Genomic DNA, 23,416 nt, shown 5'->3' with positions numbered 1-23,416 from the left:
GAATTTGAGTACCCTCAAATTCACCTTTCGCATTATTTGAAGCTAGTTATGTCCCAGCCTCTTTGTAAGAATCTTATTTCACTTTAGGTGAGGTGCACTTTTGTCAATCGCAGTGTGTTCTTACCTGTTCCGCAAATCCACTCGTTTTATTTTCCCGGAATCCGTTTTAGGGAGTGAATCAATGAACTCAATCTTCCTTGGGTATTTATAAGGAGCCGTTATGTTTTTGACAAATTGTTGAAGCTCCTTGACCAAATGTTCACTTTCTACCGTGCCATCCTTTAATACTACAAAGGCCTTAACCAGATTTCCTCTAATTGGATCAGGATAAGCGACTACCGCACACTCTTTGACACTAGGATGTTTCATTAATGCGTCTTCCACTTCAAACGGCCCGATTGTATACCCTGAACTGATAATAACATCGTCATTCCGCCCCTGGAACCAAAAGTAGTTTTCTTCATCCTTGGAGGCTCGGTCCCCTGTTAAAAAGTATTCACCGCGTACCGCTTCTTTTGTCTTTTCACTATTTTTGTAATAAAGCTTAAAGAGCGCCGGAAAATCCCTTCTAACTGCGATTGTACCTACTTCGTTAACAGGAACAGGGTGTCCCTCCTGATCGACTACTTCTATAAATTCCTTTAAGAGTGGTTTTCCCATAGACCCAATTTTTTCGGAATCCACATTTAAATTGGCAATTAACAAGGTGCTTTCTGTCTGCCCATAACCATCACGGATCTGAATGCCAAAATTCGTTTGGAAAACATCGATCACTTCTCTATTCAAAGCTTCACCTGCAGAAACAGCTGTGTGTAAAGAAGATAGATTAAACTCTTTTATATCCTCCAATTTAGCCATCATCCGATATTCTGTAGGAGTACAGCATAATACATTTATTTTGTTGTTTTGAAGCAGCTCTAAATATTTATGAGGACTGAACTTCCCATTGTATATAAAGCCGGTTGCTCCTGAACCAAGAATGGACAGAAATGGACTCCAGACCCACTTTTGCCACCCTGGGGCCGCCGTTGCCCAAGCAGTGTCTCCTGCGGTTATGTTTAGCCATTTTGGTGCCGCTGTCCGCAGGTGGGCATATCCCCAGCCGTGACTGTGAACAACTCCCTTAGGCATTGCCGTTGTCCCTGATGTATAGGCCAGAAACGCATAATCCTCCTTAGAAGTATCAACGGTTGTGAATTTTTCAGGCTCTCCTGCCATCATGTCCTTCATCAATAGCCAGCCCGGTACAGTTTCTCCAAAAGCAATCTTGTATTGCAAGGAAGGAGTCGTGTCTGTAATGCCATCAAATTCATCAGTGAACGGGTGGTATGCAATAACAGCTTTTGCTTCCGAATGGTTTATTCGATAGCTTAAATCTTTGGCACGGAGTAATTCCGAGGCAGGGCTGATCACCAGTCCCGCCTTTAGACATGCTAAATAAATATAATAGGTTTCAATCAAACGGGTCGACATTACAATGACCCTGTCACCTTTTTCTAACCCTAACTTTGTTAACCCATTGGCAAGTTGGTTTGCCTTCTGTACTAACTCAGAATAGGTTATCGTTTGTTGTTCCCCTGATTCATTTTCAAGTATCAATGCTGTCTTACTAGATACATGCTGATCAATCTCATTCGCGATATTATATCTTTCTGGTGCCAATAAAGTATGTAAATCCACTTAGAAACCCTTCTTTTCCTGTTAATTTATATAATTAATTGCCTGAGGTAAACCGTTTATTTTACAATTACCGAGTTCACCTTGTTCTATAGTATAACATCAAGTATTAAGACTTGGTACTAAACTGACTCAGGAACGATTTTTCCCTATTCGGAAAAGGAAAAGCGAAATGATGTACGGAAATGAGAGTGGTAATGGCCAGGTCATTTTCTAGTTTAGTCACTGGGATGAAAATTTATTGATTTTCTCATCATCTTTTGTGAATTAATCATTAACTTCTCGTTATTAAACATTAGGCTTTGTTAAAGTTCATTGTTGATTTTGGCACTGTGTTGATTGAAGAGGATATGCGAGACTCCTGGGAAAAGCTGTGTGCCTGCAGTGGAAATCAACAGGCAAATTTAACAGGGCTAAACATTAAAGAAAGGCTGCCTTTAATCAGGCAGCCTTTCCTAGTGTAGATATTTATTTGATAACAGTTACTTTTACTGTTTTACTTCCCCAATTCAGTGCGTTTTGCTCGTTTGGAATGAAAACATCAATGCGGTTGCCTTTTATAGCCCCGCCTGTGTCTTCAGCTGTTGCATAGCCATATCCTTCAACATATACTTTTGAACCCAGCGGAATCACTTGAGGATCTACCGCAATGACCTTGGCATTCGGATTGTCCTTAATATTTACGCCAGTTGCAGTAATCCCGGAGCAGCCTTCACAATCAGCCGTATATGCTGTAGCCTGTACAGTTACGACTTTAGATGTTGCACTTTGCTGGCTAGCCGCCGCAGGCTGTGCTGCTGTTGGTTTTGCTTCAACTTTATTTACCGGTGCCTTCGTCTTTTGAGGCGGAACACTGTAAGAAACAGAATTCACTTTTAAATTTTGGCCGGGCTGTATGATATCTGAAGATAAATTATTCCATTGTTTTATATTGTAAACAGACACACCAAATTTATCGGCAATACTCCATAAAGTCTCTCCTTTAAGTACAATATGCCTCTTATCAGGAGATACGGTTAAGTGCTGATCAGGGTGTATAGTATCGCTGGTCAAACGATTCCATTTTTTAAGCTCTGAAACATCTACACCATGGTTTTGGCTGATTCTCCATAAAGTATCGCCCTTTTTCACCACAATTTCTTCTGCCTGGGCATTAATTCCCACCGTACCTGTAAGCGCCGCAGCTGCGACTAATGAGAATAAAGTCTTTTTCATATGTATATTCCTCCTAGTCTTTCTTTGTTCGCTACGTCCTCTACTATATCAGAAAAAGTAGCGTTATAAAGAACAGGCAGATATTAATTGGATGACTTTCTTGACATAAATATAACGAGAGTTTTACATAAAAACTGAAAATTCTGATAAAATTTGCTTTATTTTTATATAAATTAAGGATAATTTTGACTCGAATTTTGGTCCTTTTCCTTAAAATAGTATCTATTTTGATCCTATAGTTTTTTCTCTGAGATTGGTGGCGACCTGATAGAATAAATATTTTTTTAGTATGAGGACAAGTATTGAACTATAGACCGCATAGATATATAAGGGAGGTGTATGAAATGAAATTGATTACGATAAAAAAAGAATGGATATTGACAGCTGCCATATTCCTTGTAATGGCAGCACTAGCTTTATTTTACTTTCGCGAGGGAAAAACAACCCTAACAGCTGTTACCAGCAGCCAGCCCCAAAATGAAATGGTTATTAATTTGGTTACAGGAGAGTTCAAATCGGAGCTGGAGGGAGAAATAATTGAAGCATACCGCTGGGATCCTGGAACAATTGTAGTTCCACAGAATGAACATGTCACCCTTAAAATACTCGGAGTTAACGGTATGAAACATCCTTTTTATATAGAAGGAACCGATATAAAAGGGACTGTGCAAAAGGGGAAAGAAACGGTAATTCCTCTTCATTTTAAAAATCCTGGAACATATCGGCTGATATGTACTGCCCATCATGATGCCCGCCATAACGGGCCGATGATCGCTTATATTATTGTAAAATAAGAAAAAGAAATAAAAGACCTCAGGCTGTCGAGAAAGTCTCTGCGGCCTTTTTACTGTCCTGATATATATGTCTGTTCATTCCAGCCTAGCGCAACCCTTTTCCTGCAGCCTGAAACTGATCGCAGCACTGCCATTAAAACAGAAGATTCCCGCTTAGCAATACATTCCCAGGGAGCCAGGATGTAAAGATAAGGCTGAACAAAGAAAATAGACCTCTTGCTGAGGTCTATTGGAGGGCTATTTTCTTTCTTTTTTCCTAGAAGGCTACACTCTATTTCGGCCTCTGCCTCTGCCCGCGATAAATTTTATGATAAATACAACAAGTGCGATAACCAGCAGGATGTGTATTAGGCCACCAGCAACTTTAAAAACTAAGCCGAGTACCCAAAGAACCAGTAGAATTCCAATTATTGTCCACAACATATTCACTCACCCCTTCCAAAAAGTACTTATAGGTCTTGTCCAATTAAGTTTCCCGTTTTTTCTGTCTTTAAAACTTACAGGTTCTGTTCTGTTTTCCTTTGGCTCTTTTCACAAAGTTTGTTGCTTTTGAATGGCAGGTTGATTTCCGTTCCAGGTGCTCGCTTTCCGCGGGGCGTGCGGTGAGCCTCCTCGGCGTATCGCCTGTGGGGTCTTACCTGTCCCGCTGCTCCCGCAGGAGTCTCGCACCTTCCACTGCAATCAACTGGTTCGATAAGGAAAAACATCTCGAAAAACAACAATCCTTTAGAAAACAGCCTTTCCTTTTTATCTTGTTGTACTTTTTAATGGAAAACTTTCAAACGGCGCCTAATATGAATAGACTGACACAGTCGATAGATATTAGAAGGGATTTCAAAGGCACAAGCGAAACATCTGCTTGGCACGAAACACTTGAATTACATGAACTTACAGCTGCTACATCAAATAATTTAATGACCCTTAAGAAGAATTTCAGGAAAATAAAAGACCCTCAGCTCAAGGAATTATACTCTTTTTCTATTCAATCCTTTCAGCGGAACCTTCAGAAGCTTCTTCAGTTTCTGCCACTAGCACCTTCAGCCGGAGAGGGTGCAAGACAGGATGAAACGGCTTTATATGGGGGGACGCTGTTAATCATGGCCAAAACATCCGTGCGAAATTATGCCATTGCGATAACCGAAACAGCAACGCCTGGAGTCCAAAAAGTATTAAAGGCTCACCTGGACAGGGCAGTTGACCTTCATGGCCGGGTATATCATTTTATGTATCAGAAAGGATTTTATCCTTCTTATGATTTAAACAGCCTGCTTAAAAATGATTATGCAGTCGCAACAAGAGCAATTGAAATGCTTTATTAATATTGGAACCTGGGACCTTTCGGCATACAGAATAGGTCCTTTCATTTCCCTTTTTATAAATAAGGTTTAATTGCACAAACTACTATTAAACCATTATAAGGAGGTACATACTTGGCCACTATAGACAGAAATAATTTAAAAGCTGGTGATGAAGTGTTCGTCATCTACAATAACCCTCATGTTCCATCGGTTTCTAACATTAGACCGGCAGAAATTGTCCAGCATCCCCATAACCCGAATGAAGTAGCTCTGTTTCTCAATGAAACTTTTCATGTGATTGAAGATGATGATGCGCTTTTTACATCTCAAGAAGCTGCTGAAGAGGCATATCAGGAGTTAGTCGACGATAATTCATTTTTTTAAATCAAAAAGCAAGAACCGTTATAGACGGCTCTTGCTTTTTCCATTATTTGCACTTGTGTCATTTTTCCTATTTCTTTTGCGCACTCTTGTATTTTGAGAAGCGAACAATTACAATCACTTGGTCAATCAAAAATAAAGGGAGAGAATGCATAACATTGAGTCTATCTTCAAATGAAAAAGCAAGCATATATAGCGGCCTAGCTCAAACCATATCCATAAATTCAGTTAATGGGTACATTCCGCTATTGGCTTTAGGTGTTTTAGGAGCAAGCAATCAGCAAATGGGGTTAATTACGTCACTTCCGTCCATTATCGGGATGCTCGCGTTGATTCCTGGAGCCTTCTGGCTGAACAGGGCACAGAGCAAAAAGAATTTTACTGTGATCACTACCTTCTCGACTCGCTTTTTGTTTATGCTTATTTTCTTTATTCCATTTTTCTCTGGTACCCTATCAGCATGGCTGCTGGTCTTTATTATAGCATTACTTAATTTCCCTGGTGCACTGGCTAATCTGTCCTGGCAGACCATGATAGGAGAGATCATCCCTGAAAAAAGAAGAGGGGATTTCTTCAGTACGAGAAACAGGATTAATAATATTGCAGCATTAATCGTTACCTTCGGAACAGGATTCTTCCTTGAACAGTACAGCAAAGATAGTTCATTTCCATACCAGATTCTTTTACTGGCGGGTTTTGGTTTTGCCTTGATCGAAGTCTACTATCTTACAAAGCATAAAGAAGAAATTACGATTAAGCCAATCGAGGAAAAGCCCAAGCGGAAATTGTCTTTAGAAGTGTTTAAACATAAACCCTACACAGCGTTTCTTATCTGTGCTCTTTTATACAATTTTGCCGCGCAGATGGCCTGGTCTCTATTCAGTATTTACCAAATAAAAGATGCTGGTGCTACAGCGCTATGGCTCAGCATTTTTTCGGTCACAAATCAGGCAGCACAAATATTAAGCATTAAATGGTGGGCAAAATATGCAGATAAATACGGAAATACGATGGTATTATTTGTTGCTGCTGCGGGGATGGCCACCGCTCCGGCATTAAATATGCTCTCAACGAATTTGCTTTACATTACGGCTATTAACTTTTGGACGGGGATTTTTGTTGCTGGAACAAATTTACTTTTATTCAACCAACTGTTGAAGGCTTCACCTGAAAAAAACAGAGCTAATTATATTGCCAATTATAATTTCCTGCTTTCCTTTGTAGGATTTGCTGCACCACAAATGGGTGTATTTATTCTAAACCAGGCTGGCATGCATTCCGCCATGAATATTATTTCCCTGGTTAGAATGGGAGCAGCTTTCTCCTTCCTAGTAGTAGCGTTAAAGATGGAGAGAAAACGAATTGCTAATGCATTTCATTTTAGATTCCGATGAAGTCCAACCTGCCAGCTTGGCAGGTTTTTTAATTAATTACCCACTCCTCAAATAGCATAAACCTTTTATTTTCCGGCACTATAAAAGAAAAGGAGTGACAAAGATGCACAAACAAAAAAATCATGAATTTTTGACGCAGGCTCCCAAGAAAACTGAACTAACGATTGAAACGGACGATTCTTTTCCGAATCCAAAAAATTATCCAGGGGATTCCGTAAATGAACACAAGGAATTAGAGCTTGGAAATGCAATCATAGGAGCCAAAGAAATTGGACAGCAGAATGAAAATTTATAGGACGGCACATATATGAAAAAGAATACAAAATACACAGTTACCGGTACCGACATCGAAGAAGTAAAACGGTTAAACCGTAATTCAGGTTTAAGCTATAATCAAGTAAAGGAAATACTGGCAAAACAGTATATATCTAAACGAACGTAGAGTCTCCTATTCCAGGGTCAGGCTCTATTTTTCATGCACGAGAATGGAAGCACTAGTGATTTTAACTGCTCCATGTTAAAATAAGCTATTATTATTTTTAAATGAGGGAATTGCTATGTGGGAAAGTATCATTGAAATTGATTTTCATACCCTTCGGACTGCTTTATGGCTTGGTTTATTAATTACAGTCTTTCTTCCCGCAGCATTCTTATATATATCATATGGGCACAGTCAATCACATTCCAAGAAGGATTCGGATTGCTATAGGTATACAACCGCCTATTCTAATGAGCAACGCGGTAACGGTGACCGTTTAATAACCAAGTTCATCGGCTTTATTAGACGAAAGCAGCCCCAGAACTCAGATGAGCCATTTTCTAACCTCCTTTATTAAATGAAAAATAATAAGGAGGAATTTTAAAATGAATAAATGGATTTTTTCGGTACCGGCTTTACTTCTGCTTGTACTATCTTTATCAGGCTGTTCGCAGGATGGCAGTGCCAGCGGGTCTTTTTTTAAAGATATATTTATTGCCCCCATGTCTGCTTCGATTGAATTTTCCGCTTCTCTTCTTCACGGAAATTATGGCCTGAGCATTATTTTTATGACGTTAATAATCCGCTTAGTCTTGATGCCTTTATCGTTGAAACAGATGAAGACTCAATCCGAAATGAAGCAGAAAATGGAAGGATTCAAACCTGAACTTACCGCTCTTCAGAACAAGATAAAAACAGAAAAAGATCTCGTAAAGCGAAAGAAACATCAGCAGGAAATGGCCGGCTTATATCAGAAACACGGAGTTAATCCATTGAATATGGGGTGCCTTCCTGTTTTAATTCAAATGCCTATACTAATGGGATTTTATTATGCCATTAAAGGATCTCAGCACATTGCCTCACATTCTTTTCTTTGGTTTAACCTTGGGCATGCAGACCATATCCTTGCAGTAGTTGCGGGAATCATTTATTATCTGCAATTCAGGGTTTCATTAAAGAACATGCCTGTGGAGCAGCAAAATTCGATGAAGTTAATGGGTTTAATGTCTCCAGCAATGATATTGCTGTTTTCTTTTAACGCACCCGCTGCCCTCCCATTATACTGGTCAGTCGGCGGCCTGTTCTTAATGCTTCAAACTGAGCTTGGCAGAAGGCTTACCAAAAATACCAAAAAGCCATTGCCGGCACAGGAGCCTGTCACTCCTGTAAAATAATATTCCCATAGGCTTTCGCTAAAAGCCTGGACAGACTAAAAAAAAGCCGCACCTCTGAATTAGAGGGAGCGGCTTTTCTTTAGGTACATGATTATCCCCAGCGAGCAATCAAAATCATATCCATTAAGAATCAAATAAACTCGACATGAAGGACTATCACTAATGAAATAACGATGGTCTAAGATCCGTAACCCCTTTTTCTAATTACCCTTTTAAAGAGGCTACTTCTTACTATATCCGGGTCACCTTCTCTCAATCCTGATTCGTTTACATCAATAATTGTTCTTGAAGGTTCCAGCTCATTTATTCTAATTATCACTGCGCTGGAGCTATTTCAAAATTCCTCCCAAAGATTTCGCATACAAATAGGTTGTGAATGTACAATGAATTCACACCACTTTCCGTTACTATGTATTAAAATAGTGAATCTATCTTATGAAATACGGGCTTTCTCTCTTTAAATGTTGTGATATATTCGAATCCGGCTTCTTTTAAAATCCCATATCCGGTATCTAAATGATTACCCACAAAGTGCTTAGTATGAGCATCTGTGCCGATGGTGATAATTTCTCCTCCCAAATCTTTATACAGCTTTACAAAAGGGAGATTTGGCAGGGTGCAGTCTAAACGGTACCGAAATCCCGATAAATTTATTTCTATGCCTCTCCCAGACTCGATAAGGATTTTAAATATTTCTTCTACGATATCGAAATAATGTTCCCACTCCACTTGATTCCAGCTGGATTTTACAAAGTGTAAATACCGTTTAATTAATGTTAAATGACCTAAAACATTAAAGTCCTGGTAGTCTTTCACATAATTATGAACAATCTTAAAGTACGTTTCTAAAGAGTCTTTTAGGTTCTTCCCTTTGAAGTAATCGCCATTATGAAGATCCAAATCTTCAACAATATGAACGGACCCTATAATAAAATCAAACTCATGGTCATCCGTAAATTTCTTGCTCCTTTTATATGTAGAAGGATGCATACCCACCTCGACTGCCTTTAATATGGTTAATTTATGTTCAAATTGTTTCCTTAAAGCGTCTACTCTCTGGGCATACTGAATGTAATCAAATTCCCATATAAACTCACTATTCGGATAAAAATAATCTAGATGCTCAGTGAATGCAATTTCACGGACACCCATTTCCAGTGCTGTTTCGCAAGCTTTTTCCATTGGCATTTTTGAATCGGCTGAGAAATCTGTATGTACATGGTAATCAAACATATTAATACCTCTGCTTTACTCGTTATTTACTCTGTTCAGTTTTAATAGTAATAGATTTAAATTAAATGATACAGCTATGATAACACGACCGCTTTGGCTTCATAAACTTTTTCATCCCAGCTTTCGGACATTAAGGCCGGCACGGTTAAAAGAAGACTCTTTCTTAACCCTTTGGCAGTCTCAACTTTTTAAGGCTGTGGGTTTCTTCCCTGCTAAAAGCAGTTGATTGCTGTTCCCGGACAAAGTAAAGCCTGCAAAATCTCCATTTTACTTCAAAACACCAAAGTTTACTCAACCATATACAAATAGAGCGCCAGTAAGTGAGGAAGGGCTGCCGTTAACAGGTATCCATGATGTAATGCACAGAACCATAAAAAATCCAGCCCTTCTTCAAGGGCCGGAATTTTTAGTAGAAATTATAGCTTTTTTTCATTTGCGGGAGGTCTCTTACCTCTTCCGTCATGCCGCTTCCGCATAAAGGGCAGGTTAAGGTATCTGATACAAATTCTTTCCTCATCCAGCCATTGCAGGAATCACCAATGCATGAATAAATATCAGTGCTTTCGATAATTGGTTCAAATTCTATAGGCGGTTTTTTTGCGTACACAGCGTTTCCTCCCAAAGGTTTGTAGCAGCTATTCATTAACCCTGCCTGCTCATTTCATATATAATTGCTAATAGCATATGTAAAATCTTAACTTTTATACGGTGTTAGTCTTTTTTTATAAAGGCTGTTTTCGCAAACTTTGTTGCTATTGAACAAGAGGTTGATTTCCTCTCCAGGATGCTCGCTTTCCGCGGGGCGGGCGGTGAGCCTCCTCGGCTTCGCCTGCGGGGTCTCACCTGTCCCGCTGCTCCCGCAGGAGTCTCGCACCTTACGCTCCAATCGACCTGACTGAACAATAGAGTGCCGTAAAAAACTTTTTAAAAAACAACAATCTTTTAGAAAAGAGCCTTTATAAAAGAATCAGAAAGAGTTCTAAAATTACTAGATAAGCAAGGAGTGTCAGTATGAGGGTATTAAGCCAAATAATTGTCAGGTACAGGGTCATTCTTATTGTTTTCTGGATTTTACTATTACTCGGGTTAAGCATCTCTGCTCTTAAGCTTCCTTCTGTCTTAAGAGGCGATGGTTTTGAAACAGATGGTGAGTTTAAAAAGGTAGAACAGGAATTAAACAGGACATTTAATCGTTCCAGCACAAATGTCCTGCTATTATTTGAAAAACAAAAAGATCAATCCGAGGCAGGATTTAGAAAGAGCATATCCGATGGGATTACTGCGGTTGAAAAGCTGAAGATCGATAATGGCATTCTATCCCCTCTCCAGGATGAAAAGCTTTTCAAGCCCGGGGTTGCCTATGCCGCAGTGCAATTTGACAAATCCAAGGATGATGTAAAAGCTGAGACCGATCAAATAAAAAAAGCCTTGGAGGGACGGAAAGGTATTTCAATTACGGGGACTCCCATAGTGGTAGATGATATGAATAAAGCCAGCCAGGAGGATTTAAAACGCGCCGAACTAATTGGGCTTCCCGTAGCATTAGTTGTTCTGCTTCTTGCTTTTGGAAGTCTTGCAGCGTCTATTATGCCTATCATTATCGGCGGGATCACCGTTGTTATTTCGTTTGGTATATTATCCTTTCTAGGTGAACGGATCCAGTTATCCGTGTTTGTATTAAATGTGATCCCGATGGTAGGCCTCTCATTAAGCATTGATTTTGCCCTGCTGTTTATTAACCGCTTTCGTGAAGAGCTGAAGATAAATGGCAAAGATGAGGCGGTGAGGATCACTTTGCATACAGCTGGCAAATCCGTTTTATTTTCTGCACTTTGTGTATTTATCGGTCTTGCTGCCATGATGGTCATTGACATCAATATCTTCCAGACCGTGGCTATTGGAGGGATGGTGGTTGTTGCTGTTGCTGTTCTTTCAGCTCTGACTTTGCTTCCATCTTTGTTAGTGATTTTGGGTCCTGCCATAAATAAGTGGAGAATCCTCAAGCCAAAACCTAAACAGAACGAGGGCTGGAGAAAATTCGCCAGCAAGGTTATGAAACATCCGCTGATCATCAGCATAACTGCCTTAATCATTCTGGTTATCGGTATCCTGCCAGTGGGCGGAATGAAGCTGGTTATCCCTGAAGTAGATGCTCTGCCAAAGCACTATGAATCAAGACTCGCCATGGAAAAGATGGATAAGGTTTTCGGGGTGGGCAAAGGCAGTACTGCCTATGTAGTGGCTGAGCGCCCAGGAAGCTGGATGGATCCATCGGGTCTAAAGGACATGAAAAAACTGGTTGACCGGCTGCAAAAGGATGATATCGTTTCTTCGGTGGACTCGATTTATAGCGTTAGCAGAATGGAATCAAGCGGGCAGCTGGCAGCTGCCATGAGTAATCCTCAATTCAGCAGGTCTCTGCAGCCATATATTGACCAATTTGTCCGGGACGAAAAATTGCTGCTAACCGTTCAGCTTAAGGAAGAAGAAAAATCAGCTAATGCTAAGGACTGGATTCGTACCTGGAGCGGAGCAGATTGGGATTATCCTCTCCAATTTGGAGGCGGTGTTAAATTTTATCAGGAGATTTTTGACGAAATCTATGATAAAGCTGCTCTCGGCTTCTCTATTATCCTTTTTTCCACTTTCCTTATTTTGATGGCAGCCTTTAAATCGGTCGTTATTCCTTTGAAAGCCATAATTATGAATATACTAGGATTAACCTCAACATTTGGAATTCTTGTCTGGCTGTTTCAAGAGGGGCATTTTGGCCTTGGCAGTTCGGATATAGCTCTTATGCTTCCGGTTTTTGTCTTCAGTCTCGTATTTGGCCTGAGTATGGATTATGAAGTCTTCCTTATCTCGAGAATTCAGGAAATGTATAAAAAAACCGGTGACAATGATATCGCAACCGTTGAGGGTCTTGCATCAACCAGCAAAATCATTACATCGGCGGCCCTGATTATGATTGTGATTACCGGGGCATTTGCCTTTACAGGTGTGATGCCTGTTAAACAGATTGGAATTGGGATAGCCATCGCTATTTTGATAGATGCCACCATTATCAGGATCCTTCTGGTGCCGTCTTTAATGAAATTACTGGGTGATTGGAACTGGTGGATGCCTTTTCGAAAAAAATCCAAAATAGCGGACCATTAAACCTAACAAACCCTGCTTTGTATTGAATAACAAAGCAGGGTTTGTTAGGTATTAGTTCTGGATTGTTTCTTTAATGGCGGATGAAGGATCGACGGATAATTCCTCTTTGTATTCAACTCTTCCAATTGTACATCCTGGGCCGATCTTCACTTCATTTCCTCGAACAATTTCTGCATTTGTGTATTCGATATAAATTTCATCGCCTTCGATCAGTTCGGATGTTAAAGTGCTCTCCTTCGGACTCGCTAGAAATGTAAGAATTTTCCCTAGCGTTTTAGAGACACTTTCTCTTCTAATATCGATTTCTTCGCCGCCCATTTCTTTAATATAGCTGTCTGCATTTAATTTAATCTCAATAGAATCTGCGTTGAGCATCTTACTTATATGAATAACTCCTTTAGAAGTAAAATCATCAGCTTCGCAGTTTCCTTCAATCGTAGTTTTACCCTTAGATATAAAATCCTTCGAAGCAGCATTACCTTCGACATGCAGATGTCCATAAACCTCAACATCACCAGCATGAATGCTGCCGGTCACAGATGCTTTACCGTTCACCTTCAAATTGGAGACATCTAAGTTTCCCTGAACATCTGCCTTGCCGTTGATAGTTACTGTCTCTGCCTTTATGTTACCGCTGACGTTAGACTGACCATTTACATGGTAGGTTTCACAGCTGAAGTCATTCGTGATTCTCCCAAATCCATTAACATGAACTTCTGTAAATGCACCGCCTGGAACCGTCATTGAACCATTAATTTTTAATGGATACTTTGTTTCCGTTTTCATAAAAATGCCCTCCTATTTACTAAGAATTGTTATCTTAAGTTTTTCAGCTATTGAATCCAGGTCTGCATTAAATACGATGTGTGTTTGTTTGTCTGCATAAACACTCTCCGAATTTTTTATCAGCAAACAAAAAGAAACACCCAGTTTACGGAGTAAATATAAGCTATACTTCCCCTCTTTAATGAAAGAAGTGTGATCCTGCAGAAACTGGGCAGCCATTTTCCCTTCCTCTACATGGATTTCTCCTGACAACAGCAGTGAATCAAGCACAGTTAGATAGATCAGATCATAGAAAGAGTACTCTTCCCCTTGAGGTCTCATAGCGTCATATTGAAGCAGAGCATAATGTGAAACTAGAGTTTGCTGTACAATCTTTTCATGAGAAATTGCAAAACTCGTTTGATCTGGCGACAGCAAATCAGCAATGTCGTCCAGAGACAGATCGTCTTTCATGTTTTGAATTTTTTTTATTCTGGTTAATATTTGTTCTTTTGGAAAAAAGGTCTCTTGCCCTGTAAAAGTTGATTTCCTGATGAACCATTCTTCAGGGATAAGATTTTTTCGTTTCCATCTGTACAGTTGACCGTAAGATATCCCGGTCCAGTCGAGTAAATCCTTTTTTGAAATTAATTCCTCTTCCATAATTAACCTCCCGTTAGATCGAGTGTAACATAACACTGTTACGCTGTAAACTTTCATTTGTATATTGTTTTTCTTTTATGCTTACATTACATTTTTCAGGCTGAAAGATAGCCTGTTTTCACCCTCATTCCCCACAAAAAAAACAAGCCTGATAGGGCTTGTTTTTTTGGAAAATAAGTATACTTTGCACTGGTTTTTTCGGAAGGCTGTTTTCGCCAAACTTTGTTGTTATTGAACAAAGGGTTGATTTCCACTACAGGATGCTCGCTTTCCGCGGGGCGGGCGCCCGAGCCTCCTCGGCTTCGCCTGTGGGGTCTCACCTGATAGAAAACCGGAAGCGCCTTGTTCAGACCCGATAAAGAAGACTTGCTGAGTGGCAAGCGTTAGCGAAGACAGAAGCATAGTCGCACTTATGCGTTAGTCAAGCATAAGACAAGCGGGCCGTGGAAAGCGGTTTTCCTTTCCATGGACAGATTGGCTTATGACTCGAGGGTCTAGGCGCTGGAGCCGGACATTGCCCGCTGCTCCCGCAGGAGTCTCGCACCTTACGTTCCAATCAACCTGCTTAACATAGGGTAGGTTCACAGAACTTATTAAAAAACAACAATCTTTTAGAAAAGAGCCTTTCGGAAAGAAAAAACTTGCATATAGAAACTGGTCCTTATTTCCTTTACTTTTTAAGGGTTCCGGATCTGACTGCCCGTGGAACTGCTTAGGACAAATCTTTTGTGAAATATACTGTTTGCCAAAACGGGAAGTCTTCTTTCTGAGAGCAGCGCTTAGCCTAAAGGAATACAAGAAAAAAAGGCGCCGAGACATTCTCAGCGCCTGACAAACCAAATAGAGCTGGCTTTGGTTCTATTAATTGGTCCAATCGGATCTTTTGCCTGGTTCATCTTTATTTCCTGTCTGATTGCCAGTAGTAGCGGTATACCCAACACGGTACGTTACGTCTTTTGGTGTATTCGTAATATGCGGCATTTTATACTGTTCTAGATTTTTTTGACCTCGTGTCATCAGATTCACTCCATATTCAATTTTACTGCTTCAGGTATTTCCCTTCAGGCTTGCGGGGCAGGTTCCGGCTTTTTCCGGTGTCCCTGCTGTGCCTTACTTTCACTATCCTCAACCCTGATACATTTTTTCACGACAATGACTAAAATTATTGCGGCTAGTGCAGAACCGATGAATCCCCATAGGGGATTGTTTTTTAGCAGGTAAGCCATAATGGGCGGACCAACCGCAACACCAATGAACCTTGCCGAACTATAAAACGAGGTGATTGTCCCCCGCTCTTCCTTTTCAATATTTTCTGTAATGAGCGCATCCAGGGAAGGAAGCAAGAGGCCGATCGATGCACCAAATATACTAGTTGCTCCTAAAAGGATGAATAAGTTGTCAAACAGGCTGGTAAAAGCTATGGAAATGGCCGTAATCACCAGGCCTGTATAGATCAGCTTCTTCATCAGCTTTTTATCGCCTTTTATTTTCCGTCCTGTTATAAAAGACGATATACATAGAAATGCCAGCGGGATGGCGAGCAGAAGACCTTTATAAATACCCTTTGAATGGTACTTTGTCTCAAGCTCCTGTGAAAGGAAGAATTGAACAGCAAACAAGATAAACATGGCAAAACAGCCGATGAAAAAAATTGTATACAGCCATCTTCCCTCTTTCTTAAAAGTCTCTTTTGTATTTGAAATGAATTCCTTTATTTTTTTGGGCTTATCCTTTGTTTTAGGTGCTTTTATAAAGAACAGCACCAGGATTACGCTTATTGCACTAAAGATTGAAATAGAAAAAAAAGGAAGAAACCAAACCAAGGCTGCCAGGGCCGAGCCTAGAATCGGGCTAAGAACCTTTCCTGCTGTATTGGAAGTTTCAATGATCCCTAAGCAGGAACTTGCTTCATCCTCTTTTTTATATAAATCACCCACTAAAGGCATAACGATCGGGGCTGCCCCTGCTGCACCCACCCCCTGCAGGATCCTCCCCATTATGATCGTGGAGAAAGGATCTGGCATTTTCCAGGATGCCCAGGCAGAGACAAGCCCGCCTGCCATCACAATAATCAAACTTGGTACAATCACTCTTTTCCTGCCTATTCGATCTGACAAATAGCCTGCGATAGGTATTAGAAATATCGAAGCTATAGAGTAACTTGTAATGATTAAACTGGATTGAAAAGGAGAAATGTTAACCCGTCTTTCTAAAATAGGCAATACCGGAATTAACATGGAATTCCCCAGGGTCATAATCAGGGGAATAGATGCCATGCTGATCAGGCACCAGTTACTCACCTTTTCAGTTTGTTTTGTATCTTCAGCCATACCAAATACTCCTTTTCAACAAGCATAAGTTCACGTTTAGCAGCTTTCTGAGGTTTCTTTTAAAACCGGAAGATTCACTATGAATTAGTATGACCCTGAATTAATTTTTCTTCCCTCCGTATCACTCTTGTATTTTTTAGCATTTTGGGGAAGATATTACAAAACAGGACCGAGGGATTATGTATGCTCAAACATCTAATGGTTAACGGAAAATATATCTATTACGAGGACGAAGGCAGCGGGACACCCATCTTATTTCTTCATCCTCCTGGGGTCGGCAGAAAGATATTCCGTTATCAGTCCGCCTACCTTAAACATAAGTATCGGGTGATAACCATTGATCTCAGCGGAAGCGGTGACAGCAGGAGCTGCTCGTCCAGTCCTACAATGACAGAAAGAGCAGAGGAAGTATCACTCTTTATAAGCGGGCTGGGACTTGAAAGTGTTCACCTTGCAGGCTATTCCGGGGGGTGTGCCATCGCACTGACCGCTGCAATGCGGATACCGAAACAAATACGATCACTGATCTTGATAGAAGGTTTCGCCCGAATTGACCAGCGTCTCCATAATTTTTTGTATAAAGCTGGAATCAAAATGCTTGAAGAAAAAGAAGAATGGGCAATCAGGCTTATTAGTGGTTATTTAACAAATGACAGCCAGTTAAACGACATTTTAAGGAATCATATGAGAAAATCGAATCTGGCAGTCTGGATTTCCGACTATAAAAATCTTCTGCAGTTTAATCAATCTGTCCACCTTAGCAAAATTTTGGTTCCTACTCTTGTCATACAGAAAAATCCGTATAAAGCCGGGGCGGAATTTAACAGGATACCTGGAATTCAAGTAGTTTATGTAAAAGAAAGAGGCAGCCTTCTCATGAAAAAATGGGAAAAAGTGAATGGGGAAATTGATTCTTTTATAAGAAGGATGAGATTCAGCTAAAAGAAAAAAGAGAGCTTCTTTAGAAAACTCTCTTCTTCTTTTTAGTTACAATCAGATGCATGTCTTTATCACTTTTTTGATAAAGAATTCGATTCAATATTTCTTCGACGTATTCAGCAAATACTGGATGCGTCCTTTGTCTTGGCCTTGGGAGGTTTATTTCTTTATTGAAAGCAATCCTTCCATTTTCTATTAATATAACCCTGTCTGCGATTGCTACCGCTTCTTCCACGTCATGAGTAACAAGGACTGATGTATATCTATTTTCTTTCCAGATATGTTCTATCAATTTCTGCATATCCAGGCGGGTAAGTGCGTCCAGTGCCCCCAGTGGCTCATCCAGCAGCAGGACTCCTGGTTTATGAACCAACGCCCTTGCCAATGCTACACGCTGTTTTTGTCCGCCTGACAGTTTGCCTGGCCATTCATGCGCACGGTCCCTCAGATCCACATTTTCTAACGCCTGGTATGAATCTTGTTGTGATGATCCTTTCAGGCCCATTCTTACATTATCAATGACCTTTTTCCATGGAAGCAGCCTACCGTCCTGGAACATGATCCTGGCATCGTTATTGATTCCTTTGAGTGGTGTCCCATTTATCAGGATGGAACCTTCATCACATGTTTCGAGTCCAGCCAATAACCTGAGCAGCGTACTCTTCCCACAGCCGCTTTTTCCCACAATGGCAATGAATTCACCACTCTTAATCGTAAGATTAATTCCATCCAGGACCGTCCGGTTATTATATATTTTACTCACGTTTCTCAGCGTGATCTGTGTATCACCATTCTTCGGCTCCATAGTAAGCATCCCCCCTTCTGCTCAGTGATCTAAGAATTCCATTGCAGCCATTTCCCCTCAATCAATCTGGCAATAATATCTGACAGCTTGCCAAAAAGGGCATACAGGACTATAGCAAGCACTATAACATCCATTTGCATAAATTCACGTGCATTCATGGCCATATAGCCGATTCCTGAATGGGCTGAAATCGTTTCAGCAACAATCAGGGTCATCCACATGACTCCCAGTGAGAACCGGAATCCTACTAAAATGGAGGATAATGCGCCAGGAAAGATGATCGTCCAGAATAGGGAGAATCCCTTTAATCCATACGCTTTTCCCATCTCTATCAGCCCTTTATCGACCGACTTTATCCCATGGTACGTATTGAAATATACAGGGAACAATACACCCAGAGCTACAATGAAAATTTTTGAGGTTTCATCAATTCCAAACCATAATATAACCAGGGGAATCAAGGCAAGATGCGGAATGGTTCTTAGCATCTGAATGGAAGTGTCAAATAATAGTTCTGAAATCTTAGATACCCCATTAAAAAGACCAAGAACAAACCCGATACTGCCGCCTATCAAGAAACCAATCACAGCTCTGCCAAGACTGATGGAAATATGATCCTTAAGCTCCCCAGTTTTGGAAAGCTCTATAGCTGCTTGAAACACATCGAGTGGTGCAGGAAGAATTCTTTCAGGAATAGCTCCTAAACTCGCAAACAGCTGCCAGCAAATAAGGAGAAGAAAAGGAATCGCCCATGGGATTAATAAATCAATCGGGCGATTCCTGCTTCGATTACCCATTAGTAAATCCCCTCTTCTCTACCTGATTTATTCAGATCCACGTCCTTTATCCACAACATCCTTTACGGTAATCTTTTTAGGAATGATTTTAAGCTTTACATACGTGTCCGCAATTTCCTGCTGCTCCTTGATAATGTCATCGGTCAAAGGGTCGATCCCGTACTCCCTGCGCTCAGCCGAGAGAAGCAATGACTTTTCGTCAATTTTAAGAAGCGGTGATAATGTAGCGGCCAGTTCTTTATGATGAGAATTTGCCCACTCGGATGATTCACGGATTTCTTCAAGTACAATATCGATAATATCACGATGTTTTTTTGCAAAATCATTGTTAGCTAAAAAGAAATCCCGATCCGTTGAAAGCCCTTTTCCATTGACCAGTACCCTGGCCTTGGAATTTAACTCTGTGTCAGCCGTAAAAGGATCCCATACCACCCAGGCATCAATATTGCCCTTTTCAAAAGCCACACGACCATCGCCCGGCTGGAGGAAATGAGGCTCTATTTGATCATAGGAAATCCCCGCCTTCTCAAGGGCCTTAACAATAAGATAATGTGAGCTCGACCCTTTTGCAAAACCGATCTTCTTGCCTTTCAAATCCTTCAGCGTCTTAATCTGGGAGTTCTGAGGTACCAATACGGCACTTCCTTTGAACTTCGTTTTTCCAGCCGCAACATATACAAAAGGAGCGCCTGCCGCTTGAGCAAATATTGGCGGTGAATCTCCTGTCCGCCCAAAATCAATACTTCCTACATTTAATGCTTCAAGCAGAGCCGGCCCAGCTGTAAATTCCTTCCACTCCACTTTAAATCCCTCTGTCTTCAGGCGTTTCTCAAGGGTACCGAGAGATTTTAAAATAACCAGGGGTCCATTTTTCTGGTAGCCGATTTTGAGTACCTGATCCTTTTCACCGGATGTGTTGTGCTTCTCAGACGTTGTTCCGGCTGTATTTGAACCCGAACATGCGGTTAAAAATAGACTGGCAGTAAATAAAAGACACAAAAAGCTATAAAAAAATCGTTTACTATAACTCAACGGGATCAGCCCTTCTCTTTCATTTATTTGCTCATTTTCAGCATATGTCAAAAGAGAAAGTAGGTTCCTGTCCCGGCTTGGATAAAACAGATACATAATTCTTTAGCAGTTAGCAAAAATAGTATTAGACTTTAAAAAGGAGGGATTGTGATGGGGATTTTAAACGGAAATCCAAAAGAAGAGCCGCTCCATTCAGGTGAGGTATTCTACCTGTGGACCCATTTATTCGAAACTAAAGCTTTTTTAGTGACACTGCAAGTCCTGATAAACCATACCGGAGATCACGATCTGAAATTATTCTTAGGCGATTTGAAGGATAATTGTATTAAGCAGGGTGCCGAGCAAGTAGAGACGATTATCAAAGAAAGCGGGATCCGCATGCCGCCTGCTCCTCCAGACCGTCCAAACGTGGAGCAGCAGGACATTCCAGCAGGAGCCCGTTTCTATGACCCTGAAATAGCAGCAATGGTTCTTAAAGAAGTGAATGCCGGGATGCTGCTGGCTTCAACAATTATGGGAATATCCATCAGGAAGGATATTACAGAACTGTTCAGCACCACTCATACCCAGCTTGCGGATTACGCAGCAAAGTTATTGGATGTTAATAAAGACAAAGGCTGGATTGTACCGCCGCCTCTAATGGTTAAATAAGGTGAGAAATATAATGATATGTAAGTTACTGAAAGGATGTGAACACCAGCGTGTCTTCCTCCTCAAATAAAGGCATGGCAATAGCCGCAATCGGCTCCATTCCACTGATTATGACTCTTGGGAATTCTATGCTTATTCCTATTCTTCCGGCAATGAAGTCGGAATTAAAGCTGTCAGCCATGCAGGTAAGCTTGACTATTACGGTATTTTCAATTGCTGCCGCGATATTCATTCCTATCCTTGGATACCTTTCAGACCGATTATCCAGGAAAGTCATCATCATTCCTGCCCTGATTATATATGGTGTTGGAGGTCTTTTGGCAGGTTTCGCCTCATCTGCCTTATCCAATCCATATGTCTTGATCTTAATCGGCCGAATTCTCCAAGGAATTGGTGCTGCCGGTACTGCGCCCATTGCGATGGCCCTGACTGGTGACCTTTTCAAGGGCGGAGAGCAGAGCCGTGTGCTTGGAGTTGTCGAAGCCTCCAATGGATTCGGTAAAGTGCTTTCTCCAATACTGGGTTCATTATTTGGACTCGTTGTCTGGTATGCACCTTTTTACGCTTTCCCTGTTTTTTGTATATTTTCTATCCTTTTGACTTGGTTTTTTATTAAAGAAAGTAAAAATAAAAAGGCATCTCCGCCATTCGACCAATATTTCCTGGGAATCAAACATGTGTATAAAAAGGATGGAAGATGGCTGCTGGCCACATATTTGGCTGGAGCTACCTGTTTATTCACATTGTTCGGGATTCTCTTTTATTTATCGGATGTCCTGGAGAAAACGTATAAGATAGACGGGGTAATAAAAGGACTGATCCTGTCCATCCCATTGCTCGTATTGTGTCTAACTTCCTATATTACAGGAAGTAAAATCGGAAAAAATCTAGAATTAATGAAAAAATTAATTGTTATTGGTTTCTTATCAATGACCCTTTCGTACGGTCTATTAATATTCTTCGAGAAGCTTGTACCGTTTTTATTTGTCCTGGTTATCTCCAGCTTTGGTACAGGATTAGTGCTTCCATGTGTCAATACTTTGATTACCGGATCCGTCGGAACGGAATACAGAGGCTTTGTTACCTCTATATACAGCTCTGTCCGCTTTTTAGGTGTTGCCATAGGCCCGCCAATCTTTACCCGCCTGATTGAGTGGTCCCGTACCGGAATGTTTCTTTCTATTGCAGCACTAACACTAATTATCGGAATGGCTGCTTTATTCATGATCCATGTTAAAGGAAAAGATGGTACTCCAAATACAAAAACAAAAGTTCGTTACGATTACGTTTAATTACTATTTTTTACGCCAGCCGATACTATAGCTTTGCCCTGGATTTGCTCTTCCTAGGAGGTCCACAATTACGGTCGAAATATATTGGCTAAGCAATGCCTGAAGGATGATCTCCCACGCAATGATCGAAGCAGTTAAGATAAATATGCATCCATTTATTAGAAAAAGTGGTTTCCCAGGAAGAGTATTTCTAGAGTTCGAGATAATTAAGGCGATCACTCCGACTCCCCCGTTGGAGACGCCTTCTCTTAAAAGAAGCCCTACACCTATTCCTAGAAAAATCGATCCCAATGCTAAATCAATCAATACATTTCTTTGTGGTACATCAATTAGATGCTGAAAGGCGTATATGGATAAGGAAGTAATGGTTATAGAAGCGATCGTCCAGGCCGTACTTCGATTGCCAAGATACTTGATTGCCAGTGCCAGCATTAGAAAATTAACCAGCCATAGAGAAAACCCTATATTGAGATTGAACCAATAGTTAATTAATACAGCCAGTCCCCCGGCTCCGCCGGAAGGAATGGAATGAGGAAACAAAAATACACCCATCCCAAATCCCTGTATGCCTGCTCCGGCTATAACTAAACCGCCTTTTCTCCAAAAACCCCTCATGAAATCGCTTCCTATCTCTTATCATTCTAATCCCGAGTGAGCCAGTCCAATATACATAAACTTATTCAAATAACACATAATTTATGAATGCTTGTCTTGTTGAACTGGACAAGTTTTCACTTTACTTTATTCAACTTTATTAAAGTAGTATGAGCATTTATCCTGTGCTTTTATAGACTTGTACTAAATTAGTTTATGGTACATATATTAATTTAGAAATCTATTCAAGCTGGAGGGTTAACATGGTCGTTTTTGTTGAAAAAGCTCTTCTTTCCATCATCTTACTCAGACTTCTGTCAGGAAGCATAGAAATTACAGCTGCCATACTTATGTTCAAATATAACAGCCTTGAAAAGGCATTTTATATTAACACCATTCTCGCATTGGTTGGCCCGACAGTCCTGGTTCTTACCACAGTCATTGGTTTATTCGGTCTATCAGGAAGGATTTCTTTCACAAAAAGCTTTTGTATATTGTGCGGAATACTTTTCATCATTTACGGATTACGAAGTAAGTAGATTTATATATACATATCTCACCCATTGTTATTCAACCGCTCGGATGTCTCATTTCCAATAAACACTGACTCCCAATATATTTCTCATTCATTGTGCGCTTTATATCTATTTAATTTTGAAAAGCACCGTTCTCCGCTTTTAGGGGTATCCAGCTCCGAACTGACATCCTCGGTCATAAGCCAATCGCCATCAAAAGGCAAAAGCG

26 protein-coding genes are annotated in these 23,416 nt (G+C 40.6%); 13 read left to right on the top strand and 13 right to left on the bottom strand.

The window, feature by feature from the left end:
* Positions 1 to 120 precede the first annotated feature (120 nt).
* Positions 121 to 1,680, bottom strand: a complete 1,560-nt coding sequence (gene mbcS, locus CUU66_RS22810) for an acyl-CoA synthetase MbcS (protein ID WP_101645699.1) — start codon at positions 1,678 to 1,680, stop codon at positions 121 to 123.
* Positions 1,681 to 2,145: 465 nt separating this feature from the next.
* Complete coding sequence (locus tag CUU66_RS22805; protein ID WP_101645698.1) at positions 2,146 to 2,892, bottom strand: LysM peptidoglycan-binding and 3D domain-containing protein; 747 nt, start codon at positions 2,890 to 2,892, stop codon at positions 2,146 to 2,148.
* Between the two features lie 344 nt (positions 2,893 to 3,236).
* Here CUU66_RS22805 and CUU66_RS22800 point away from each other — a divergent pair, with 344 nt between their 5' ends.
* On the top strand, positions 3,237 to 3,686 hold the full coding sequence (locus CUU66_RS22800; protein ID WP_101645697.1) for a cupredoxin domain-containing protein: 450 nt from the start codon (positions 3,237 to 3,239) through the stop codon (positions 3,684 to 3,686).
* A 264-nt stretch (positions 3,687 to 3,950) separates the two neighbouring features.
* Here the strand turns inward: CUU66_RS22800 and CUU66_RS23845 are convergent, their stop codons facing one another.
* Positions 3,951 to 4,109: a lmo0937 family membrane protein gene (locus CUU66_RS23845; RefSeq protein ID WP_142383769.1), complete on the bottom strand. Its 159-nt coding sequence runs from the start codon at positions 4,107 to 4,109 to the stop codon at positions 3,951 to 3,953.
* A gap of 371 nt (positions 4,110 to 4,480) precedes the next feature.
* On the opposite strand from CUU66_RS23845, the gene CUU66_RS22790 reads away from it, so the two are divergent.
* The 7 genes from CUU66_RS22790 (at position 4,481) to yidC (ending at position 8,412) form a co-directional block, all read left to right on the top strand.
* Positions 4,481 to 5,005, top strand: coding sequence for a spore coat protein (locus tag CUU66_RS22790; RefSeq protein WP_101645696.1), 525 nt, complete (start codon positions 4,481 to 4,483; stop codon positions 5,003 to 5,005).
* 111 nt (positions 5,006 to 5,116) lie between these two features.
* A complete protein-coding gene (locus tag CUU66_RS22785; protein WP_101645695.1) occupies positions 5,117 to 5,368 on the top strand; it encodes a transcriptional regulator SplA domain-containing protein in 252 nt (83 codons plus the stop codon).
* A gap of 155 nt (positions 5,369 to 5,523) precedes the next feature.
* The gene (locus tag CUU66_RS22780; protein ID WP_101645694.1) at positions 5,524 to 6,759 is read left to right on the top strand and encodes an MFS transporter; all 1,236 of its coding nucleotides are present in this window, start codon (positions 5,524 to 5,526) and stop codon (positions 6,757 to 6,759) included.
* Between the two features lie 103 nt (positions 6,760 to 6,862).
* On the top strand, positions 6,863 to 7,054 hold the full coding sequence (locus tag CUU66_RS22775) for a hypothetical protein (RefSeq protein WP_101645693.1): 192 nt from the start codon (positions 6,863 to 6,865) through the stop codon (positions 7,052 to 7,054).
* Positions 7,055 to 7,066: 12 nt separating this feature from the next.
* On the top strand, positions 7,067 to 7,201 hold the full coding sequence (locus CUU66_RS25155; RefSeq protein WP_101645692.1) for a hypothetical protein: 135 nt from the start codon (positions 7,067 to 7,069) through the stop codon (positions 7,199 to 7,201).
* A gap of 115 nt (positions 7,202 to 7,316) precedes the next feature.
* Positions 7,317 to 7,595 carry a hypothetical protein gene (locus CUU66_RS22765; protein ID WP_101645691.1) on the top strand — a complete coding sequence of 93 codons (279 nt, stop codon included), beginning with the start codon at positions 7,317 to 7,319 and terminating at the stop codon, positions 7,593 to 7,595.
* Between the two features lie 28 nt (positions 7,596 to 7,623).
* The gene (gene yidC / locus CUU66_RS22760) at positions 7,624 to 8,412 is read left to right on the top strand and encodes a membrane protein insertase YidC (RefSeq protein WP_101645690.1); all 789 of its coding nucleotides are present in this window, start codon (positions 7,624 to 7,626) and stop codon (positions 8,410 to 8,412) included.
* A 414-nt stretch (positions 8,413 to 8,826) separates the two neighbouring features.
* On the opposite strand, the gene CUU66_RS22755 is transcribed toward yidC, so the two are convergent.
* The gene (locus CUU66_RS22755) at positions 8,827 to 9,645 is read right to left on the bottom strand and encodes a histidinol-phosphatase HisJ family protein (protein ID WP_101645689.1); all 819 of its coding nucleotides are present in this window, start codon (positions 9,643 to 9,645) and stop codon (positions 8,827 to 8,829) included.
* A 406-nt stretch (positions 9,646 to 10,051) separates the two neighbouring features.
* Positions 10,052 to 10,252 (bottom strand): cold-shock protein, encoded by a 201-nt coding sequence (locus CUU66_RS22750; RefSeq protein WP_257968115.1) that lies wholly within the window; start codon positions 10,250 to 10,252, stop codon positions 10,052 to 10,054.
* A gap of 404 nt (positions 10,253 to 10,656) precedes the next feature.
* On the opposite strand from CUU66_RS22750, the gene CUU66_RS22745 reads away from it, so the two are divergent.
* Complete coding sequence (locus tag CUU66_RS22745) at positions 10,657 to 12,804, top strand: MMPL family transporter (protein WP_101645687.1); 2,148 nt, start codon at positions 10,657 to 10,659, stop codon at positions 12,802 to 12,804.
* Between the two features lie 51 nt (positions 12,805 to 12,855).
* Here the strand turns inward: CUU66_RS22745 and CUU66_RS22740 are convergent, their stop codons facing one another.
* From CUU66_RS22740 to CUU66_RS22725, 4 genes are all read right to left on the bottom strand, one after another.
* On the bottom strand, positions 12,856 to 13,590 hold the full coding sequence (locus CUU66_RS22740; RefSeq protein ID WP_101645686.1) for a polymer-forming cytoskeletal protein: 735 nt from the start codon (positions 13,588 to 13,590) through the stop codon (positions 12,856 to 12,858).
* A gap of 12 nt (positions 13,591 to 13,602) precedes the next feature.
* A complete protein-coding gene (locus CUU66_RS22735) occupies positions 13,603 to 14,232 on the bottom strand; it encodes a YhbD family protein (protein WP_101645685.1) in 630 nt (209 codons plus the stop codon).
* A gap of 861 nt (positions 14,233 to 15,093) precedes the next feature.
* Positions 15,094 to 15,249 (bottom strand): hypothetical protein, encoded by a 156-nt coding sequence (locus CUU66_RS24480; RefSeq protein WP_180955403.1) that lies wholly within the window; start codon positions 15,247 to 15,249, stop codon positions 15,094 to 15,096.
* Positions 15,250 to 15,293: 44 nt separating this feature from the next.
* Entirely contained in the window at positions 15,294 to 16,562 is a 1,269-nt protein-coding gene (locus CUU66_RS22725; protein ID WP_257968114.1) for an MFS transporter, read from the bottom strand.
* Positions 16,563 to 16,745: 183 nt separating this feature from the next.
* Between CUU66_RS22725 and CUU66_RS22720 the strand changes: the two genes are divergently transcribed.
* The gene (locus tag CUU66_RS22720; protein ID WP_101645683.1) at positions 16,746 to 17,504 is read left to right on the top strand and encodes an alpha/beta fold hydrolase; all 759 of its coding nucleotides are present in this window, start codon (positions 16,746 to 16,748) and stop codon (positions 17,502 to 17,504) included.
* A gap of 19 nt (positions 17,505 to 17,523) precedes the next feature.
* On the opposite strand, the gene CUU66_RS22715 is transcribed toward CUU66_RS22720, so the two are convergent.
* The 3 genes from CUU66_RS22715 to CUU66_RS22705 are packed head-to-tail and all read right to left on the bottom strand — an operon-like array spanning position 17,524 to position 20,135.
* Positions 17,524 to 18,306 (bottom strand): ATP-binding cassette domain-containing protein, encoded by a 783-nt coding sequence (locus tag CUU66_RS22715; protein ID WP_180955402.1) that lies wholly within the window; start codon positions 18,304 to 18,306, stop codon positions 17,524 to 17,526.
* A gap of 29 nt (positions 18,307 to 18,335) precedes the next feature.
* Positions 18,336 to 19,103 (bottom strand): aliphatic sulfonate ABC transporter permease SsuC, encoded by a 768-nt coding sequence (ssuC, locus tag CUU66_RS22710; RefSeq protein WP_101645681.1) that lies wholly within the window; start codon positions 19,101 to 19,103, stop codon positions 18,336 to 18,338.
* A gap of 27 nt (positions 19,104 to 19,130) precedes the next feature.
* Complete coding sequence (locus CUU66_RS22705) at positions 19,131 to 20,135, bottom strand: sulfonate ABC transporter substrate-binding protein (RefSeq protein ID WP_257968113.1); 1,005 nt, start codon at positions 20,133 to 20,135, stop codon at positions 19,131 to 19,133.
* Positions 20,136 to 20,285: 150 nt separating this feature from the next.
* Here CUU66_RS22705 and CUU66_RS22700 point away from each other — a divergent pair, with 150 nt between their 5' ends.
* On the top strand, positions 20,286 to 20,786 hold the full coding sequence (locus CUU66_RS22700) for a DUF3231 family protein (RefSeq protein ID WP_101645679.1): 501 nt from the start codon (positions 20,286 to 20,288) through the stop codon (positions 20,784 to 20,786).
* A 74-nt stretch (positions 20,787 to 20,860) separates the two neighbouring features.
* Complete coding sequence (locus CUU66_RS22695; RefSeq protein ID WP_101645700.1) at positions 20,861 to 22,078, top strand: MFS transporter; 1,218 nt, start codon at positions 20,861 to 20,863, stop codon at positions 22,076 to 22,078.
* A gap of 3 nt (positions 22,079 to 22,081) precedes the next feature.
* Here CUU66_RS22695 and CUU66_RS22690 read toward each other — a convergent pair whose 3' ends face one another.
* Positions 22,082 to 22,693: a YitT family protein gene (locus tag CUU66_RS22690; RefSeq protein ID WP_101645678.1), complete on the bottom strand. Its 612-nt coding sequence runs from the start codon at positions 22,691 to 22,693 to the stop codon at positions 22,082 to 22,084.
* A 242-nt stretch (positions 22,694 to 22,935) separates the two neighbouring features.
* Between CUU66_RS22690 and CUU66_RS22685 the strand changes: the two genes are divergently transcribed.
* Positions 22,936 to 23,211: a YqhV family protein gene (locus CUU66_RS22685; protein WP_101645677.1), complete on the top strand. Its 276-nt coding sequence runs from the start codon at positions 22,936 to 22,938 to the stop codon at positions 23,209 to 23,211.
* Positions 23,212 to 23,416: the final 205 nt, after the last annotated feature.

The organism is Peribacillus deserti, assembly GCF_002863585.1.
Taxonomy (GTDB): Bacteria; Bacillota; Bacilli; order Bacillales; family DSM-1321; genus Paraperibacillus; species Paraperibacillus deserti_A.
Note: the sequence above shows the minus strand (reverse complement) of the source record. Positions and strands in the feature narration are given on the sequence as shown.